At 59.6% G+C, this 15,024-nt stretch carries 27 protein-coding genes and 1 tRNA gene; 20 read left to right on the forward strand and 8 right to left on the reverse strand.

Annotated features, from left to right (window positions below; all coding sequences use genetic code 11):
• Positions 1-112: 112 nt before the first annotated feature.
• From JYP46_RS01545 to JYP46_RS01595, 11 genes are all read left to right on the forward strand, one after another.
• Positions 113-928 carry a phage tail protein gene (locus JYP46_RS01545; RefSeq protein WP_206547056.1) on the forward strand — a complete coding sequence of 272 codons (816 nt, stop codon included), beginning with the start codon at positions 113-115 and terminating at the stop codon, positions 926-928.
• A 63-nt stretch (positions 929-991) separates the two neighbouring features.
• A complete protein-coding gene (locus JYP46_RS01550) occupies positions 992-2,983 on the forward strand; it encodes a hypothetical protein (RefSeq protein ID WP_206547057.1) in 1,992 nt (663 codons plus the stop codon).
• Positions 2,984-2,997: 14 nt separating this feature from the next.
• On the forward strand, positions 2,998-3,147 hold the full coding sequence (locus tag JYP46_RS01555; RefSeq protein WP_206547058.1) for a hypothetical protein: 150 nt from the start codon (positions 2,998-3,000) through the stop codon (positions 3,145-3,147).
• A gap of 562 nt (positions 3,148-3,709) precedes the next feature.
• Positions 3,710-4,294, forward strand: a complete 585-nt coding sequence (locus JYP46_RS01560) for a carboxypeptidase (protein ID WP_206547059.1) — start codon at positions 3,710-3,712, stop codon at positions 4,292-4,294.
• The gene (locus tag JYP46_RS01565) at positions 4,291-4,491 is read left to right on the forward strand and encodes a hypothetical protein (protein WP_206547060.1); all 201 of its coding nucleotides are present in this window, start codon (positions 4,291-4,293) and stop codon (positions 4,489-4,491) included. Before JYP46_RS01560 ends, JYP46_RS01565 begins: the two co-directional genes overlap by 4 nt.
• Positions 4,488-4,724, forward strand: a complete 237-nt coding sequence (locus JYP46_RS01570) for a hypothetical protein (RefSeq protein WP_206547061.1) — start codon at positions 4,488-4,490, stop codon at positions 4,722-4,724. The genes JYP46_RS01565 and JYP46_RS01570 overlap by 4 nt, the downstream gene beginning before the upstream one ends.
• A complete protein-coding gene (locus tag JYP46_RS01575; protein ID WP_206547062.1) occupies positions 4,709-4,900 on the forward strand; it encodes a hypothetical protein in 192 nt (63 codons plus the stop codon). Before JYP46_RS01570 ends, JYP46_RS01575 begins: the two co-directional genes overlap by 16 nt.
• The gene (locus JYP46_RS01580; RefSeq protein ID WP_206547063.1) at positions 4,897-5,166 is read left to right on the forward strand and encodes a hypothetical protein; all 270 of its coding nucleotides are present in this window, start codon (positions 4,897-4,899) and stop codon (positions 5,164-5,166) included. The genes JYP46_RS01575 and JYP46_RS01580 overlap by 4 nt, the downstream gene beginning before the upstream one ends.
• Positions 5,167-5,181: 15 nt before the next feature.
• Entirely contained in the window at positions 5,182-5,460 is a 279-nt protein-coding gene (locus tag JYP46_RS01585) for a hypothetical protein (RefSeq protein ID WP_206547064.1), read from the forward strand.
• A 1-nt stretch (position 5,461) separates the two neighbouring features.
• On the forward strand, positions 5,462-6,688 hold the full coding sequence (locus tag JYP46_RS22065) for a COG3415 family protein (protein ID WP_222473808.1): 1,227 nt from the start codon (positions 5,462-5,464) through the stop codon (positions 6,686-6,688).
• A complete protein-coding gene (locus tag JYP46_RS01595; protein WP_206547065.1) occupies positions 6,685-6,951 on the forward strand; it encodes a DUF6378 domain-containing protein in 267 nt (88 codons plus the stop codon). The genes JYP46_RS22065 and JYP46_RS01595 overlap by 4 nt, the downstream gene beginning before the upstream one ends.
• 545 nt (positions 6,952-7,496) lie before the next feature.
• On the opposite strand, the gene JYP46_RS01600 is transcribed toward JYP46_RS01595, so the two are convergent.
• The 8 genes from JYP46_RS01600 to JYP46_RS01635 all read right to left on the reverse strand — a co-directional run bounded on the left by JYP46_RS01600 (position 7,497) and on the right by JYP46_RS01635 (position 11,436).
• Complete coding sequence (locus JYP46_RS01600; RefSeq protein WP_206547066.1) at positions 7,497-8,609, reverse strand: tyrosine-type recombinase/integrase; 1,113 nt, start codon at positions 8,607-8,609, stop codon at positions 7,497-7,499.
• Between the two features lie 294 nt (positions 8,610-8,903).
• Positions 8,904-9,167, reverse strand: a complete 264-nt coding sequence (locus tag JYP46_RS01605; protein WP_206547067.1) for a hypothetical protein — start codon at positions 9,165-9,167, stop codon at positions 8,904-8,906.
• Complete coding sequence (locus JYP46_RS01610; RefSeq protein WP_206547068.1) at positions 9,164-9,442, reverse strand: hypothetical protein; 279 nt, start codon at positions 9,440-9,442, stop codon at positions 9,164-9,166. Before JYP46_RS01610 ends, JYP46_RS01605 begins: the two co-directional genes overlap by 4 nt.
• Complete coding sequence (locus tag JYP46_RS01615; RefSeq protein ID WP_206547069.1) at positions 9,439-9,801, reverse strand: DUF4031 domain-containing protein; 363 nt, start codon at positions 9,799-9,801, stop codon at positions 9,439-9,441. The genes JYP46_RS01610 and JYP46_RS01615 overlap by 4 nt, the downstream gene beginning before the upstream one ends.
• Positions 9,801-9,941, reverse strand: a complete 141-nt coding sequence (locus tag JYP46_RS01620; protein ID WP_206547070.1) for a hypothetical protein — start codon at positions 9,939-9,941, stop codon at positions 9,801-9,803. Before JYP46_RS01620 ends, JYP46_RS01615 begins: the two co-directional genes overlap by 1 nt.
• Before the next feature lie 120 nt (positions 9,942-10,061).
• Positions 10,062-10,286, reverse strand: coding sequence for a hypothetical protein (locus JYP46_RS01625; RefSeq protein WP_206546792.1), 225 nt, complete (start codon positions 10,284-10,286; stop codon positions 10,062-10,064).
• Positions 10,287-10,489: 203 nt separating this feature from the next.
• On the reverse strand, positions 10,490-10,774 hold the full coding sequence (locus tag JYP46_RS01630) for a hypothetical protein (RefSeq protein WP_206546791.1): 285 nt from the start codon (positions 10,772-10,774) through the stop codon (positions 10,490-10,492).
• Between the two features lie 14 nt (positions 10,775-10,788).
• Positions 10,789-11,436, reverse strand: coding sequence for a LexA family transcriptional regulator (locus JYP46_RS01635; protein ID WP_206546790.1), 648 nt, complete (start codon positions 11,434-11,436; stop codon positions 10,789-10,791).
• Between the two features lie 106 nt (positions 11,437-11,542).
• On the opposite strand from JYP46_RS01635, the gene JYP46_RS22305 reads away from it, so the two are divergent.
• The 9 genes from JYP46_RS22305 (at position 11,543) to JYP46_RS01680 (ending at position 15,002) form a co-directional block, all read left to right on the forward strand.
• Complete coding sequence (locus tag JYP46_RS22305) at positions 11,543-11,761, forward strand: helix-turn-helix domain-containing protein (protein ID WP_206546789.1); 219 nt, start codon at positions 11,543-11,545, stop codon at positions 11,759-11,761.
• 297 nt (positions 11,762-12,058) lie between these two features.
• Positions 12,059-12,133: transfer RNA gene (locus JYP46_RS01645), tRNA-Met, on the forward strand.
• Positions 12,134-12,328: 195 nt separating this feature from the next.
• Positions 12,329-12,814, forward strand: coding sequence for a hypothetical protein (locus JYP46_RS01650; protein WP_206547071.1), 486 nt, complete (start codon positions 12,329-12,331; stop codon positions 12,812-12,814).
• Positions 12,811-13,071 carry a hypothetical protein gene (locus JYP46_RS01655; protein ID WP_206547072.1) on the forward strand — a complete coding sequence of 87 codons (261 nt, stop codon included), beginning with the start codon at positions 12,811-12,813 and terminating at the stop codon, positions 13,069-13,071. The genes JYP46_RS01650 and JYP46_RS01655 overlap by 4 nt, the downstream gene beginning before the upstream one ends.
• A 94-nt stretch (positions 13,072-13,165) precedes the next feature.
• Complete coding sequence (locus tag JYP46_RS01660) at positions 13,166-13,366, forward strand: hypothetical protein (protein WP_206547073.1); 201 nt, start codon at positions 13,166-13,168, stop codon at positions 13,364-13,366.
• A 106-nt stretch (positions 13,367-13,472) separates the two neighbouring features.
• On the forward strand, positions 13,473-13,742 hold the full coding sequence (locus JYP46_RS01665) for a DUF2312 domain-containing protein (protein ID WP_206547418.1): 270 nt from the start codon (positions 13,473-13,475) through the stop codon (positions 13,740-13,742).
• Positions 13,742-14,428, forward strand: a complete 687-nt coding sequence (locus JYP46_RS01670) for a hypothetical protein (RefSeq protein ID WP_206547074.1) — start codon at positions 13,742-13,744, stop codon at positions 14,426-14,428. The genes JYP46_RS01665 and JYP46_RS01670 overlap by 1 nt, the downstream gene beginning before the upstream one ends.
• Positions 14,425-14,718: a hypothetical protein gene (locus tag JYP46_RS01675; RefSeq protein ID WP_206547075.1), complete on the forward strand. Its 294-nt coding sequence runs from the start codon at positions 14,425-14,427 to the stop codon at positions 14,716-14,718. Before JYP46_RS01670 ends, JYP46_RS01675 begins: the two co-directional genes overlap by 4 nt.
• Positions 14,715-15,002: a hypothetical protein gene (locus JYP46_RS01680; protein ID WP_206547076.1), complete on the forward strand. Its 288-nt coding sequence runs from the start codon at positions 14,715-14,717 to the stop codon at positions 15,000-15,002. The genes JYP46_RS01675 and JYP46_RS01680 overlap by 4 nt, the downstream gene beginning before the upstream one ends.
• The last annotated feature ends 22 nt before the right edge of the window (positions 15,003-15,024 follow it).

Consider the following 15,024-nt stretch of genomic DNA (forward strand, 5'->3'; position numbering starts at 1 on the left):
ATGATAAGCGCAACGACAGCGCCGAAGACATCAGGAAAATTTTTCACCTACACAATATGATTCAACAGAGCCGTTCTCGCAAGGGGGCGGCTTTTTCTATGCGGAGAAGCCCATGCCTCGCAGCGGCGGTATCTATTCCCTCCCAGCCGGATATCTCGCCACAACGGGCGAAACGGTTCTGGCATCCCAGCACAACGGCCCGCTTGAGGATCTTGCGGCGTCCATGACCAATTCTCTGCCGCGTGATGGTCAAGCCCCCATGCAGGGCGAGCTTCCCATGGGTGGTAACAAGATTACAGGTCTGGCAACCGGAACGGCGAACAATGACGCTGCGACGGTTGCGCAGGCAAACAGCGCTTCGCCGATTGGAACGGTGGTTTCCTATGCAGGCACAACCGCGCCGGAGCGCTGGCTTCTCTGCTATGGGCAGGCAGTATCTCGAACCACCTATGCAACCCTATTCTCGGTGATCGGTACCGCGTTCGGTGCTGGCGACGGAACGACAACCTTCAACGTTCCTGACTGCCGGGGCCGCGTAGCCGCCGGCAAGGACAATATGGGCGGCACCGCAGCGGAACGCCTTACGAGCGGCAAGGGTGGCGTGGCTGGAATTACGCTTGGCGCATCTGGCGGCGTTGAAGAACATGCGCTGACTGTGGCCGAGCTAGCCGAGCATGACCATAGTGGCAACACAGGACAGGCGGGCAAGCATAAGCATAGTTCGACTGCGCGCATCAAGATTACTGGCTCCGGCGCATATGGGCAGTTTGATGGAGGCTCCAGCTTCGACAATGGAACCTACAACTTCAGCGACATCATGAACAACGCCCCTGACCACTCCCACACCATCCCTAGCGATGGTAGCGGCGAGGCGCACCCCAACGTGCAGCCCACAATCGTATTCAACACGATCATCAAAGCGCTCTAGCGCCCTCCCAAATCAGCACATGCCCGCCGCCCTTTGAGGCGGCTTTTTTATTGGAGCAATGTCTTGGCCAATATTCGGATTTCAAGCCTTCCAAATGAAGCAACCCCGTCCGCCACGGATGAGATTGCAATCGACGGCACCACTACGCGCAAGACCACGCTTGAGAACGCCGTTAAGGCAGGGCGTCCGGTTGCTTCACAGCCAGAGGCGGAGGCGGGCGTTGACAATCTCAAGGCAATGACGCCGCTGACGACCAAACAGGCGATTGACGCCATCGGCGGCGCACAGTTTGCTACAACTGCGCAGGGCTCGAAGGCCGATACTGCTCTCCAGCCGGCCAACATTGGAGCGACTGTTCAGGCGCATGATGCGCTCCTCGATAGCGTGTCCAGTCTTTCGCTCGTTGCGGGCGACATTTTCTATGCGACCGGATCGAACACGGTTGCGCGGTTGCCTATCGGCGCTAACGGCTCCGTTCTCGGTGTAACGGGCGGGCTCCCGGCGTGGAGTTCTACGCTTATGGACGCGCAGACCGTTAAGGGCACCACACCCGGCACCACCGGCCTCGCCGTCCTCGGCTCTGATACGCAGGCAGAAGCAAGAACCGCCATTGGCATTGCTGACTATGCTACGCGCACAGAAGCGGCAGCCGCGAATATCGTGGCAAGTTTGGACTACGTTCGCACGGCTGGCGATACTTCTGCGGGTGATGGTGGTGGAGCATTATACAAGCGCGCCGCGTCAGAGCCAACACACGGGGGCAAGTTCCAGTCTGCGGATGGGGCATGGTGGGAGATCACTGACGTTATTCTGGCGCAAGATTATGAGGCTTCGAATATAACGGCGACTCCTAGTGTGGACGCTCATTCTGGCGGTGATTTGGGGGCCTCCCCGTCAGGTGGCGCGCCATATTTCAACGTTGTTGTTGGGCATGGTGCAAGCGCAGATGGGAACCAATGGAGGTCCACCTATGTTGGCGCTTTGACTGCGACCATGATGGATGAGAGCGAGCGCACAGACGCCTACGGCAATGGCGCAATGCGCTTTGCACGATATTCTCAACGGAATACGGCTATTGGCTCTCTCACCTTGCAATGGCTAGGGCAGGAGAAATCTCGCCTGAATGAGCTGTTTCATGACCTATGGTGGCCCGTTGAGCCTTCTGACCCCGCGTGGGATGCGGCGGGATTGGAGACGCGCAATCCGGGCGTGAAAGACAAACTCCTGCTGGTGGATGATGCGGCTGACACTGACGATGTGCGTGGCAACGTTGCAGTAGGACGGGATGCGCAATTGCATCTCATTAACGGCACCTTCAATGTTGCTGTCGGCTACCGTGCCGGGGCGCGGGGCGTAGGTGTCAGTAACAACGTTGCGGTCGGGCGAGACGCCATGATTGACAACGTTCTTGGTAACTCCAACACCGCATTAGGTGCGGTAGCTGGCTCTGAGCACCAGGAAGGTAATGTCAACGTCTATGTCGGCTATCAGTCTGGCAACAACCATGTGACAGGCCTTGGCAACGTCATGGTTGGCGGTGGATCTGGCACAGGGTGGACAGATGGCGACCGAAATGTGCTTATCGGCTACCAGTCCGGGCAGGGCGTCACGCAGGGTGATGATATCCTCGCCATTCAGAACCTGTCCACTCGCGACCCACTTATTGCGGGACGGTTCAATCATTCCGCCGCTGGCATCAACATACAGCCTTCTGAAATCGAAGCGACCTTCCACGTCAGGGTTGGGGCGGGTAGCGGGGCATTGGTCAATGCTGCGGCTGATAACTTGTTCATCGATGTTGAGGGCACGGGCGGCATCACCATTGGCAATGGTTCCTCTGATAGCAGCACACTGTATTTCGCCAACCCATCCAGCAACAGAGCCGGGGGGCTTTTATACGCTCACTCCACCGGAGTATTGGCAATCTATGCGGGAACCGTGCAACGAGTGCAGATAACGGATGACGGGCTTCGTCTTCTGACGCTGCCGACAAGTGCTACGGGGCTTAGCAGTGGTCAGATCTGGAACGATGGCGGAACGTTGAAGGTCGCATAGCTATGGAGAACCCCATGCGCAAATTCGTTATTGATGAGAATCTTGCTCAGGCCATTGCCGACTATCTGGCAGCGCGACCTTATCGAGAGGTCGCCCAGCTTGTTGCGGGCCTCATGGCGCTACAAGAGATCAAGGAAGACGAGACCTTATCCGATGGAGAATAAGCTAAAATGTGGATTTCTCGTCATCAAACCTGGCAAGTTCATCCTCATCATCTCTTGAAGACAGGTTGTCGTATCGGATGATTAAGATGGCGAACGCCATGCCGCTCACCACTCCGAGAACGTAAAAAATGAGTTGTGACATTCGATCCCCCTTAGTCGAAACTTACTATCGTCTAGGCTAGTTCTCTCCCACATGGTGCGATAACACACCCTCACGCGCAACACTCACCGGAGGCCCGATGCGCTCCTACCTTGCTGCTTTCTCTGTATTCATAAATGAGAGAACGGGAGGGGAGAAGACGCAGACCTTGTGTGCGAGAATTGGGCTGCGGTTTGGAGAGCGGTGTTTGTTCTGCCGTGTGGTGGGCGCAGTTCTTCGGGAGCCGGAGCATTGCCTTGAAGAGGTGCGCTATTGGCTTGGGAAGAAGTGAGGGCCTTGCACCCTCCCAGCCGTAGCATTCTTTGCGACCTATGACGCGGCTCAGGTCGGTTGGCGATATTGCCCCAACGCGGCCCGCCAACTCCCTGAATCTACCCTAAAACCAACCGAATTGGAATCCCCATGGTCAACCTAACCACGGGCGACACGGCTCTTATTGTGGAGACGTGCCGCGAGCATGGCCTATTGCGCAATCAGGCAGCATACGTGCTGGCGACGGCGAAGTGGGAAACCGCCCACACCATGAAGCCCGTGCGTGAGTATGGTGGCGAGAAGTACCTCCGCTCCAAGCGCTATTACCCCTATGTCGGCATGGGTTACGTGCAGCTTACCTGGAGGGCCAATTACGAGAAGGCCAGCCGCAAGCTTGGCGTCGATTTCGTCAAGAACCCGAAGCTTCTTCTAAAGCCCAAATACGCCGCACCCATCCTCGTGATCGGCAGCAAGGAGGGCTGGTTCACGGGCAAGAAGCTTTCCGATTACATCACGCTCAATCGCTCTGACTTCAAGGGCGCTCGCCGCATCATCAACGGCACCGACAAGGCGGCTGAGATCGCCAATATCGCCCGCGAATACGACGCCGCGCTTCGTGCAGCCGGCTATGGCGAGAGCGCTTCAAAGCCCACCACCAAGCGCGGCAAGTCCTTCCTCGAAGTCATCGTCGCCGCAATCATCTCCTTCATTCAAAACATCTGGAGCCGCAAATGAGCGTCATCGCACGTATCATCCTGCGATACGTCGCAGGCTTCCTAATCGCGTGGGGCTTACTCACCAAGGATGACATGGGCCTCGTTCTCACCGACCCGCAGTTGAATAGCTGGATTGAGATTGGCGCGGGCGTTCTCTTCGGCTTCATCGGTGAGACTTGGTATCGCCTCGCCAAAAGACTTGGGTGGGCCACATGAGCGTCATCCTAGCCATTCTATCCAACAAGTTCGTTATCGGCTCTGGTGCGGCTCTATTGGCGATTGTGGGGGCATTCATCAAGGGCAGGGCGTCCGGTGCCGCCAAGGAGCGCCAGAAGACGGCAGAAGAGCGCCTGCGCGCCCGTGAGACGGCAGACGAGATTGACGACGCCATCGCAGGCCGCACGGCAGAGGAAAACCGCAAGAGGCTGTCGAAATGGTCCGCGCGCTGATCCTCGCTTCGATGCTGGCGCTATCGGCCTGCCAGACCACCGTGGGCAGCTACTGCGATATCGCGTCTCCCATTCGCCCCTCTCAAGAGCAGATCGACCAGATGACCGACGCACAGGTCAATGAGCTGCTTGCCCACAACGAAAAAGGCCAACGCCTATGCGGGTGGAAGCCATGAGCCGACGCCTGCCGCCAATGACAGATGATGATCTGGAAAAGCTCGTGCGCAAAGCCGTGCGAGACGAATTGAACGACGCCGGTCTGCGTCTCGATGACGCGAACCACCAGTTTGAGGCGCGCGAGGACTTCCGATTCCTCCGCAAGATACGCCTCTCCTTTGACGGCGCGTCCCGCAAAGTGGGCGCTACCGTTCTTGTAGCCATCGTGTCGGGCCTTCTCTGGCTCTTGTGGCAGGGCTTCAAGATTATCTCTCCCAACTCCTAGCACAGGAGGCTCCCCATGAGAGCCATGCTTGCAGGCTGCCTGATGGCGGCTTTTTTTGTGCCCGCTGCAAATGCGCAGCGCGCTTGTGCCCCCACCGATGAAGCGCTGAAGTACTTCCGTGAGCAGCACGAAGAACTGCCCGCTTGGGAAGGTGTCGCGAACGGCGGGATTGAGCTCATCCTCCTGCAATCTGAATCCGGGTCGTGGACGTTGCTTAGCCTTCAGGGCGCAGTGGCTTGCCTTGTGGCCTCTGGCACCGATGGAAACGCAATCATCGCGGGGCGAGGCGTCTAGCATGAACCTGCCCGCTCTGGACGAAACCGAAATCCAGAAGATCATAGAGGCATGGAAGGCGACAGGAACTTACACCGCAGTGAGCAACGCAACAGGATATGCGCGCTCAACCTGCAAGAAGTACATCGAGCGAGCGGCGGCGGAGGGGAAGCTTGGCACTAGCCCCGTCCTTCCCGGCTTCCGCATCAGCAAGACAACCACCGTCACGGATGAATACGGCGTCCCTGTCCGTGAGTTCATCCAGCAGAAGCCAGACGCGGGCGGCGCGTTCACTCTCCCGGAAGGCCACCAGATCAAAGGCGTCTCGGCGCTTCTGGACGCCCAAGGCAATGTCTCTGCCCAATGGGTGAAGACAAGGGAAGGTGAGCGCCCACCGGAAGAGACAGCCGAAATCATCCGGGCGGCGTTCGAGAACTTCACCCCTGCCGCCCCGGCAATCATCCCCCCGAAAGACAACGACGACGACCGTCTCACCGCCTACATCCTCTGCGACTGGCACATTGGCCTGTTTGCGTATGGCAAGGAGACTGGTGGCCCCGATTGGGATCTGTCCATTGCTCGCAAGACCATCAGCGATGCCATGGCAGAAATCATCGAAACGTCTCCCCCAAGTTCCCACGCTATCGTTCTCGGTCTTGGCGACCTTCTCCATGCCGACAATGGCCGCAACCAGACGGAACGCTCCGGCAATGTTCTGGACGTAGACACGCGCTATTCCAAGTGCCTCGAAACCGTCTGCGACCTGATGGCGGAAACGACCGAGCGCGTCGTCTCAAAGCACCGTCTGGTGGAAGTCACATTCAAGCCAGGTAATCACGACGAGAACAGCACAACGGGCATCAGGCAAGCCCTGCGGATGTACTGGCGCAACAATGGGCGCGTGTCGGTCGATACCAGTCCAGACCCGTTCTATTGGCGAAGGTTCGGCGTCAATCTGATCGGCGGCACCCATGGCGACAAGGCCAAGATACCAGACCTTCCCATGATCATGGCGAACCGGCGCAAAGAAGACTGGGCCGCGACAAGCACTCGCCATTTCCATTCTGGGCACATTCATCATGACACGCTGCGCGAAGTCGGCGGCGTCTCAGTCTTTTCACACCGCGCCCCCGTGGCTCAGGACGCCTACCACGCCTCTCATGGCTATCTCAGTGGGCGCTCCATCAAGAGCTACACCTACCACATTGAGAAGGGCGCACGAGGGCATTCCGAGGTTGAGCTTGTATGACACGATCTGATATTCTGGAAACTGCATTGCAGTGCGTCACCGTTGATCGCGCTGCTACCCATGGAGATGCAGAACGCACCTTCGGGCGCATCGCTGCTATCTGGTCTGCCCGCCTCGGTGTCGAGCTATCCGAGGAACAAGTCTGCATTATGCTTGTGGACCTCAAGACATGCAGAGCGTGGGGCAATCCCGGCCATGCCGACAATTGGGTGGATATGGCCGGATATGCTGCCTGCGGTGGCGAGATTGCCACAGACGCCTAATCTTCATTCTCCTTTGGAGGGGTGGGGAGACCAGTGTGTCGGCCCGTGACCGGAATCGCCACACCATGTGAACGCGCCGTTGGGCGCAACCCACATGCCGACACTCCCAGGGAATAGGCCATTCTTGGCTATGTGCCCCCACTGCATAGTGAACCACTCTTGAATGTCATTGTCTTCTGGCTCTTTCCATCCAACCCGGATAAGCGTCCCATCCTTCGGCGCTGTCTCGATTGGCTTCCACTCTGCCATGTTCAATCCTCTATCTGGAAGGCGGCGAAAGAACCGCACTTGGGGCATTGGACAATCTGGCCTGTCTTGCGGCGACCGTGCCAGCCACAAGCGCCGCATTCGACGGGAGCGAATTGCTCTTTCCGGGGAAAATCCGGGGAATGATGACGATTCATGTCGCAAGCCTTTGATTTCATTTAACCTCGTATTCCCTTGGTAAGGGAGAGGTCGAGAGTTCGAATCTCTCCGGCAGCACCATTAAATCAAGCACTTAGCGAATATCAGTCATTCTGTCATGACAGAAACGATGACAGAAACTACCGCCTTCCGATCCTCGATGCGATGTCGCCCTGGAAGTCTGGATGGTGGTGGCCGTAGACATCCTCGATCATTTTCAGGCTCGTTCCGGCATACTCTGCAACGTCCCACGGCTCCGCCCCGCTCTGCATCATCCATGTCACGGCGGTGTGCTTGAGTATGTGCGGCGTCACTTCCTTCCCCAGTCCGGCATTTGCTCGGGCCTCTTCCCAAGATTTGCGCTGAGCCTTCACCGGTTTCCCACGGAAGTGGATCACGAACGGGATTGCCTTGCGGCCCTTGTCCTTCCGCATGTCCTCGGCCTTCCATCTTCGCAGGAACCCGGCAAGCCGGTCAGGGATGCGAATCGGGGGCCGGCGCTTTCTGGTCTCGGCCTCATCCGTGCCCCGGCGATGAATGACGCCGGCTTCGGTATCCACGTGCCCGCCAATGGTATTTTCCACCCATCCAAGACGGCGAACTGCGCCGGATCGTGTTGCGGTGTAGATGCTGATCAGGATGAAGCGCTGCAATGCGCGGGCCGAATCTCTCTCTTCCAGGTTCCGGGCGGCCCGAAGAAGGCGGGCGGCCTCCTCGCGTGTCAGCCAGCGCGACCGGGGAGGGGATTGTTTCGGCAAAGTCACGACAGGAAGGGCATCCAGCGGCGTTTCTGCATGATAGGCGTTGATGGCTGCCCGGAGCACCGTGAGCTCGCGTCTGGCGGTTTCCCGTGACACAAGCTTGGGCTTCTTTGACTTGGTGGCCTGCCGGATTGGCTGCGATGCCCGGTGCTCCACATAGGCTTGGCAGGTGGAGCGCTTCACATCGGAGAGAGGCTTGAGCCCCCACCAGTCCAGCAGGCGCTCGATCGAATAGCTCGATGTCTTGGAGCGCTGTCCGCCCGCGATTTCGCGAGCGTAATAGGTCAGGACGTCTGAGACGAGGAGCGCGGAGGAGCGGCTGTCTGACGGCGGCTCGTATTTTTCTTCGATGTATTGCTGGAGTCTTCCCTCAGCGCCCTCGCGCTCCTCAAGGCTGCAGCCAGTGCCACGCTTGACCGATCCGTCACGGATGAACCAGAGGCCGGCTTTTTTGTCGAACCAGAGGCGGGCGCCTTTTGCTGGACGCGGCATTGTTCCCTCATTTTTGTTAGTGCGGCGCGCGTAACAAAGTAGCGGCGACCGATTCTCTCCATCACAAGGTTGCCTCGTGCAGCCTCTGCCCTGAGTGTGGCAGGCTTGATCGCATCCCGAAAGACAATGCGGCAGGCATCCGGGAGTGTCATTGGTTCATCGTCACCGATAGCTTCGGCGTTCACGTCAGCTCTATGCATTGTCCCCTCCTGCTGTTCTGCGAAAGGAGGCTGAGATGAGTGCGATGCGCAATGCGGATCTGGTCATGGTTGTGCATCCTAGAATGGGAATTGGCTAAAGGGGGCGCTGGCAGTTCGGGCAGATGTGCACGTAGTTCTGTTTGGGCTTGCGGTCGGCGACCTTTGGAGCGGTGCCGAAGAGCTCGGCCGTGCCTTCGCCGTTTGCCGGATCGACCTTCGCCTTCACGCTGCGCCAGCCGGCGGTTCGCGCGTGGGCGATCATCACGTCGAAATCTTCGCGGGCGTAGGTGTTCGGGTAGCTGGCCGGACAGTGGTCGCAGGTGACCTGCGTGCGGCCGTCATGGGTTTCGATGGTCATTGCTTGAGCGCTCCTTCCGCCCTGATGATTGCGGATTTCGCTTTCTGCAGGCGGTCGAGTTGGCCTTGGCCCAGGCCGGAGGTGAAGCGGACCGCCTCAAGCATGCGCGTCACGTCTTTCGTGACGGCGATGAGCTCTTCAAGCAGCTCGCGCTGTTCGGCCGGGCCTCCGGGCTTTCTGGCGTATTGCCGCCATTCGGCGCGGCAGGCCTCGCAAGCGCGGAAGCTCGATGGCGGCATGGTGCTGCCGCAGTTGCTGCATTGAGTATTGCTCACAGGAAGTGTCCTCCGTCGCCATCGAACACGTTCAAGGCGCGGCAGGCGGAGACCTGTTCGAGCCTTCGCTTGCCCATTTCAATTTGCCTCGGATCTCCGCTTGCAATCTGGAGGCGGGCTACGTGTTCAACCGGGCCGTACTTGTCGGTCTCAATCGCGCCGGCAGACACGGCCAGCGCGCGCTTTGTCTGAGTGATGTCGAAGTGCTCCCACGAAGCCATGGGCGGTCTCTGAAACCACTTGCGCTGAACGCCGATCAGGTCAGCCATCGCGAAGAGTTCGTCGCGGCTGGTCGACCACATGTGGCACATGCGGTAACGCCCAAACCTGTGGCGGGCTCTGTCGACGTAGACAGCCATCACATTCCCCAATCGTTCTTGTCTGAAAGGAAATCGTCGGCGCCGGTGCGGCGCTCGCGGCGTTTCAGGGTGATGATCAGCGCCGCGACAAGGCGGAGGCCGACCGCTGCGCCGGCGAGGGTGGCGAGGACGGGAGACATGACGCCGCCCTCATCACGTGGTCGCGTAGATGAGCGGCAGGCCGACGCCATAGGCGAAGGTCAGCGCCATCATGGCCGCGCGCTCGATGTGGCGGCGCGCCAGAAAGGCGAGGGCGGCTTTCATGCCGCCCGCCTCTGCGACAGGGCATTGGCAAGGTCGCGGGCCTCGACACCGTGTTTGTCGATCTCAGCTGCGGAAAAGCCCTCAAGGGAAAGGGCGTCGCGGTCGACCGTGCGCCCGCCGCCCTGAATGACCAGCATGGCGTCGGCCATGAGCTTCACGGGGTTGGTCTCGATGTGGGCGGCTTCCGTGGCCGAAATGTCGGCCTTCTGAAACTGGATCATTGCATCTCTCCGTTCGGGTGGCCCCAAGGCGGGCCGTACCGAGCGGAGGGGGGTGCTCAATACGGCCCTCGGGTGGGGAACGAACGAAAAGCTATGCGTATGTGCATATATTGTCAATGCGCTTGCGCATAAAAATATTCACGCATAATTGCGACTTCTGCCTGGGTGGCAGTGCCGTTCTCGGGTGTGCTGCTTTGGTAGCTCTAGTCCTCGTCGTCGCTCAGGTCGTCGATTTCGATGCGTCCGGCGCTTACACCCCAGTCGATAAGTATTGCGTTTGTAGCTTCATCCCTCGACATGCTGTGTTCGCGCGCAAAGTCGTCGACAAGTTCCATTGCCTCGGGAATCAGTATGGTTTTCCCGGCTTCATGTGTTCGGTTGTCAATTCGCAGAGCGGCGCGGCGAAGGAGTATCTGGACTTCAGTGGCAGATAGCTCGTCAAGCTTATGTGTAGCATCAAGCAGCTGTTTTGCGAATTTGTCACGCATGTGCCTGTACCGATTTAAGTGGTGAAGCGACCTATAAAGCGTCCGATAATTGAGATTTCCTCAAGCGTGAGTTCTCTAGCCGGGTGTCGGTCATTGTCCGACGAGATCTTCACGACAATCGTCTCGTCAGATGGTCGCGAGATGACATCGAGGCGTTTGACGACTACGCCACCAAACTCGTCCGCTAGGGCATAAATGCCTGGTGGCGACGGTACGCGGTGTCTAGTGTCGATGAATACGATGTCTCCATCATCCAGTGTTGGTTCCATGCTGTCCCCTTGTACGGGGAAGGCCGCTACACTGGTTGCTTTGACGCCCATTCGGGATAGTGCCCAGTCTGGGATGCGCCAGTGATCCCGAACGACCTCTTTTGAAAAGCTGATGCCGTTCCGCGAGGTTGTTTCAACCGCGACTAAGCCGCCGCCGCCCAGCCCGCCAGTTACGTCGATCTCGGGTATCGAGTTTTTGTCCGGGGTTGGGGAGCTCTCGGATTGGCCTATCAGGTCGTGATCAATCGCGAGCTCCAGAATCTTGTCGCGGTTATCGGCGTCGATCTTTCCGCCGCGCAGCCAGCGTGAGACTGAGGCTTGATTTACTCCTAGCTGCTCGGCCAGCCTAGTTTGCTTACCGCCGGTCGCGTCCAGAAGTCCTTTGAGAAGCATCAAGTGATCCATGTTCTAAGCCGATAGCTATGGTGTTGATGCGTGTAAAATGCACGCAAGCATAAATATGTTGACCTTGAATGCGCGTGCGCATATGCATTGTCGCATGAGCGCGATTAGATTCATCCGAAAGGAAGTCCTCGGTGTTAGCCAAGCAGAGCTGGCCAGCATCGCTGAGACAACCCAGACTACGGTCAGCCGGTGGGAGAAAGGCGAGTCCTTTCCTGATCTGTCGCACCTTGGTCGTATCCGCGAAGCTGTCCTTAGCGGCGGCCAGAAATGGAATGACGCGTACTTCTTTTCTGTGCCGGAGGCCGCCGAATGAGCGCGCTTCGTCAGCACTGTTCCTCCCAAGACCGCGTTTCCGATCTCCTCCCCGGAAATGTGGCACTGGCCGCGCCTGCGGGTTTCGGGGCTCGTTTCCCGGCGGGCGCGGCCTTCTCTTCCATTCGCGTTTCTCCGGCCATGATGATCCTGCTCCAGGCGATTGCCGCCTATGAGAGGTTCGCCAGTGTTGATGCGCTGATTGCCGACATGGCCGCAGAGCGCGCCAGGGCCGCGGGCATTCCGCGCCTTCTGCGCGCCGTGTGCGACCTTGAGGCCGGCGCAGCAAATCAGTTTCAGCAGGGTGGGGAAGCGGTATCCCACTTGGTTCATATCCAAGAGGTCGGCAGTTCGAATCTGCCCCCTGCAACCAGCCATACCCCTGAGAGCGAGAAGGGGCCGGAGGGCGTGCCTCGGGGCGCTCTCCGGTCGCCGCCATAGGCCGATGATTTCGCGGGTGTCTGGTTTCTGTTCCATGCCCGCACCCTGACAGCACCAATCCATTCCCGCCACGGGAAACGGCGCCGGGTTTTCCCGGTGCGGGAAAGCTTTTGCCCGGAGAAAACCTATGATCGAGTTCACCGCTAGAACCCTCGGAAAGCTGCGAAATGCACAGGCACAGTTGGTGGAGGAGGCGGGGGTTCCGAAGGTGATGGAGCTCACCAATAAATCGAAGTCGGTAGTTTACCGCTGGAAAGACGACAGAGCATCCGACCTGATGTCGCTGCCAGAGGTCATGCAGGTCGAGGGACACCTTCGCCGTCCGGTCGTCTCCAAAGAGATGGTTTGGCACCTCGGCTTCGAGGCGACCGGCACCGAGCGGTGTGAGGTTGAAAGCAACCTTGAGCTCCAAGTCGGTGAGATGGTGGAGCATGTCAGCCGGCTTGTCGTCGAGACTGCGCGAGCGCGCTCCGATGGGGTGATAACGGTTAGCGAAGCCAATCGCTTGCTTGGACTGCTTCAGAGTGCGGAGCGGCTGATACCCGCCATAAAGGACACGTTGATTGGGGTCCAAGTAGAAGGTCCGCTGCACGTCGTTGGGAACGGCGCATGATCCGCTCCGTCGAAGACATGGTGCAGGAGCGCAATGCGCCGGAAGCACCTGCTGGTGTGGCCGGCGGGCGCAGCCTTGTGGAGATCGAAGGGGCTTTCTGCCTCTTTCCCGTGCGGCGTGAGCCGGGCACCACGTTTTTCTGCGCCTCCGCCGTGGCGCCCGAGAACTGGGGCGGCGGGCAGCATAGCCGCTATTGCGCATTTCACCGCGACTATCTCGCCCACTGCGAAAGCGTGGCGGAGGAGAAGGCGGCATGACGGCGGCGCGCGCATGGCGGGCAGCGGCTTTTGCCGTTCTGCTGTTCTGTCTCCTGCTGCTCTGGCTCGCCGCCATCACGCCGAGGGCCGGCTGATGCGCAGCCAGGAGAAAAGCCCAAACCTGACCCTGCCCGGATCCCCGCTTGCGAAGCGAGCACCGGATGATGCCGCGCGCATGGACGTGGAGCGTGACCTGCCTGTGCGTGATGCGCTGCTGCGCATTCAGCGGCGCATTCGCGATGCGGGGCGGGCCTCAACCGATGGAGCCGAAGGAGGTGAGCGTGATGGCGCATGATCCGTGGAGCGCGCGTGAGCCGAAGCACTCGGCTGGCGCGAAGGCGAAAAAGGCTGCGGCGCGCAAGGCGACAGAGCCTGAGCCCGAGGCTCCAGCCGATGAAGCGATGTTCTCCGAGGAAGAGACCGGTGAGGCCTGTGTGAACACGGTTGCCGCCGGTCAGCTGCGCGCGTTCGTGGAGCGTGTCGAGCGCCTGGAGGAAGACAAGAAGTCGGTCGGTGACGACATCAAGGAAGTCTATGCCGAGATGAAGGCCAATGGCTTCGACACCAAGGCCGTGCGCGCGATCATACGCCTACGGAAGAAGGATCAGGCGGAGCGCCAGGAAGAAGAGGCGATGATCGACCTCTACAAAGCCGCGATGGGGATGGCGTGATGACGCAATCCGCGCGTGGGCTGTTTCGGGCGACCGGGAAAAAGAGCAAGCCGGTTTCCGTGGTTGGGGCTGATGGCGAAGTCATCGTCGTTGATGAGCTGGAGCGCGCGGCAGAAGACTTTTATCCGACGCCGCCTGAGCCGACGCGCGCGCTGCTTCACGCCGAGCGGAACCGCCTTGGCGATTTCGCAACGCTGTGGGAGCCGGCCTGCGGTGACGGGGCGATGGCGCGTGAAATGGAGGCGGAGGGACATGACGTGTTCATGTCCGATCTGGTGGATCGTGGCTGTGGTGCGCTGATCCAGAGCTTCTATGGGTTTTCCGCGGCGTCACGCCCCTCCCGCGCGATCGTGACCAATCCGCCATTCAACGAGTGCAACTGGCGTGACGGGCGCGGCCGCTGGATCCGGTATGCGCTTGAAGATCTGAACATCGAATACATGGCGCTTCTGCTGAGCTGGTCTTGGCCGGCTGCTGCTGGACTGGGCTCGCTCTGGGCCAGGTGCCCACCGGCACGGGTCTATCTGATGCGCTGGAAGATCGATTTCACGGGGCAGGGCGCGCCGCCGATGCTGAATGGCTGGTTTGTGTGGGACCGCGCCCATGCCGGCGAAACGGTCCTTCGCATGATGGATCGCGTCAACCTGGCGCAGTCCGAGCTCTTTGGCGTGGAGGCGGCGGAATGACCGACACCATGCTCCCCATCCTGCGCCAGATGCATGACGCCGAGGATAACCGTGCGCTCGCGCTGCTGCTGCTGGCTGCGCCGGACATGATCATGAGCAAGTATCAGGCTGTCATCCGCAGTATCTGCCGCAAGCGGCAATTTGAGCCGGGCGAGGCCTATCTCGAACTGCGGCTCAACGCCATGCGCTCGGTGCGGGACGGGCAGGGGCGCTTGAAGCCCGCTGTTGCCGACGCGCTTGCCGAGTTCGGCGCGCAGCTGGGCGCATTTGCTGACGGGGGTCGGACATGACGGCGCCCATCGACAAGATCGACGGCATCAAGAAGCGGCTGGCTGGCGTGGTCGGCCAGGTGCTCATGGAAGAGGTGGAGAAGCTGCGCGTGCCTGCGCCGCGCGTCATCGTGCGCAAGGCGGATGAGGAGGTCATGAATGCCTGTCGTCAGGTTGGCAAAGCGTTCGATCAGCTGCAGCAGGCGAAGTTTTCCGGCGGGCCGGAAGTTCGTGCGCGCAGGAACCTCGAAGCGGCGGCGCGGCGGCTGAAAACCGTGATGACCAAGCACGGGAGGTTCCCGTGAGCCGGCGTGAGCGCATTCGCGA

This window comes from Nitratireductor aquimarinus, from assembly GCF_017255295.1.
Lineage (GTDB): Bacteria > Pseudomonadota > Alphaproteobacteria > Rhizobiales > Rhizobiaceae > Nitratireductor > Nitratireductor aquimarinus.

What these genes read in the sequence shown, in the direction of transcription:
- JYP46_RS01660 (WP_206547073.1), top strand. Translation starts at nt 13,166, where the DNA reads ATGCGCAGCCAGGAGAAAAGCCCAAACCTGACCCTGCCCGGATCCCCG.
- JYP46_RS01675 (WP_206547075.1), top strand. Translation starts at nt 14,425, where the DNA reads ATGACCGACACCATGCTCCCCATCCTGCGCCAGATGCATGACGCCGAG.
- JYP46_RS22305 (WP_206546789.1), top strand. Translation starts at nt 11,543, where the DNA reads ATGAGCGCGATTAGATTCATCCGAAAGGAAGTCCTCGGTGTTAGCCAA.
- JYP46_RS01635 (WP_206546790.1), bottom strand. Translation starts at nt 11,436, where the DNA reads ATGCTTCTCAAAGGACTTCTGGACGCGACCGGCGGTAAGCAAACTAGG.
- JYP46_RS01655 (WP_206547072.1), top strand. Translation starts at nt 12,811, where the DNA reads ATGATCCGCTCCGTCGAAGACATGGTGCAGGAGCGCAATGCGCCGGAA.
- JYP46_RS01630 (WP_206546791.1), bottom strand. Translation starts at nt 10,774, where the DNA reads ATGCGTGACAAATTCGCAAAACAGCTGCTTGATGCTACACATAAGCTT.
- JYP46_RS01560 (WP_206547059.1), top strand. Translation starts at nt 3,710, where the DNA reads ATGGTCAACCTAACCACGGGCGACACGGCTCTTATTGTGGAGACGTGC.
- JYP46_RS01545 (WP_206547056.1), top strand. Translation starts at nt 113, where the DNA reads ATGCCTCGCAGCGGCGGTATCTATTCCCTCCCAGCCGGATATCTCGCC.
- JYP46_RS01570 (WP_206547061.1), top strand. Translation starts at nt 4,488, where the DNA reads ATGAGCGTCATCCTAGCCATTCTATCCAACAAGTTCGTTATCGGCTCT.
- JYP46_RS01665 (WP_206547418.1), top strand. Translation starts at nt 13,473, where the DNA reads ATGTTCTCCGAGGAAGAGACCGGTGAGGCCTGTGTGAACACGGTTGCC.
- JYP46_RS01595 (WP_206547065.1), top strand. Translation starts at nt 6,685, where the DNA reads ATGACACGATCTGATATTCTGGAAACTGCATTGCAGTGCGTCACCGTT.
- JYP46_RS01600 (WP_206547066.1), bottom strand. Translation starts at nt 8,609, where the DNA reads ATGCCGCGTCCAGCAAAAGGCGCCCGCCTCTGGTTCGACAAAAAAGCC.
- JYP46_RS01680 (WP_206547076.1), top strand. Translation starts at nt 14,715, where the DNA reads ATGACGGCGCCCATCGACAAGATCGACGGCATCAAGAAGCGGCTGGCT.
- JYP46_RS01580 (WP_206547063.1), top strand. Translation starts at nt 4,897, where the DNA reads ATGAGCCGACGCCTGCCGCCAATGACAGATGATGATCTGGAAAAGCTC.
- JYP46_RS01625 (WP_206546792.1), bottom strand. Translation starts at nt 10,286, where the DNA reads ATGATCCAGTTTCAGAAGGCCGACATTTCGGCCACGGAAGCCGCCCAC.
- JYP46_RS01605 (WP_206547067.1), bottom strand. Translation starts at nt 9,167, where the DNA reads ATGACCATCGAAACCCATGACGGCCGCACGCAGGTCACCTGCGACCAC.
- JYP46_RS01585 (WP_206547064.1), top strand. Translation starts at nt 5,182, where the DNA reads ATGAGAGCCATGCTTGCAGGCTGCCTGATGGCGGCTTTTTTTGTGCCC.
- JYP46_RS01650 (WP_206547071.1), top strand. Translation starts at nt 12,329, where the DNA reads ATGATCGAGTTCACCGCTAGAACCCTCGGAAAGCTGCGAAATGCACAG.
- JYP46_RS22065 (WP_222473808.1), top strand. Translation starts at nt 5,462, where the DNA reads ATGAACCTGCCCGCTCTGGACGAAACCGAAATCCAGAAGATCATAGAG.
- JYP46_RS01575 (WP_206547062.1), top strand. Translation starts at nt 4,709, where the DNA reads ATGGTCCGCGCGCTGATCCTCGCTTCGATGCTGGCGCTATCGGCCTGC.
- JYP46_RS01615 (WP_206547069.1), bottom strand. Translation starts at nt 9,801, where the DNA reads ATGGCTGTCTACGTCGACAGAGCCCGCCACAGGTTTGGGCGTTACCGC.
- JYP46_RS01670 (WP_206547074.1), top strand. Translation starts at nt 13,742, where the DNA reads ATGACGCAATCCGCGCGTGGGCTGTTTCGGGCGACCGGGAAAAAGAGC.
- JYP46_RS01555 (WP_206547058.1), top strand. Translation starts at nt 2,998, where the DNA reads ATGCGCAAATTCGTTATTGATGAGAATCTTGCTCAGGCCATTGCCGAC.
- JYP46_RS01620 (WP_206547070.1), bottom strand. Translation starts at nt 9,941, where the DNA reads ATGTCTCCCGTCCTCGCCACCCTCGCCGGCGCAGCGGTCGGCCTCCGC.
- JYP46_RS01565 (WP_206547060.1), top strand. Translation starts at nt 4,291, where the DNA reads ATGAGCGTCATCGCACGTATCATCCTGCGATACGTCGCAGGCTTCCTA.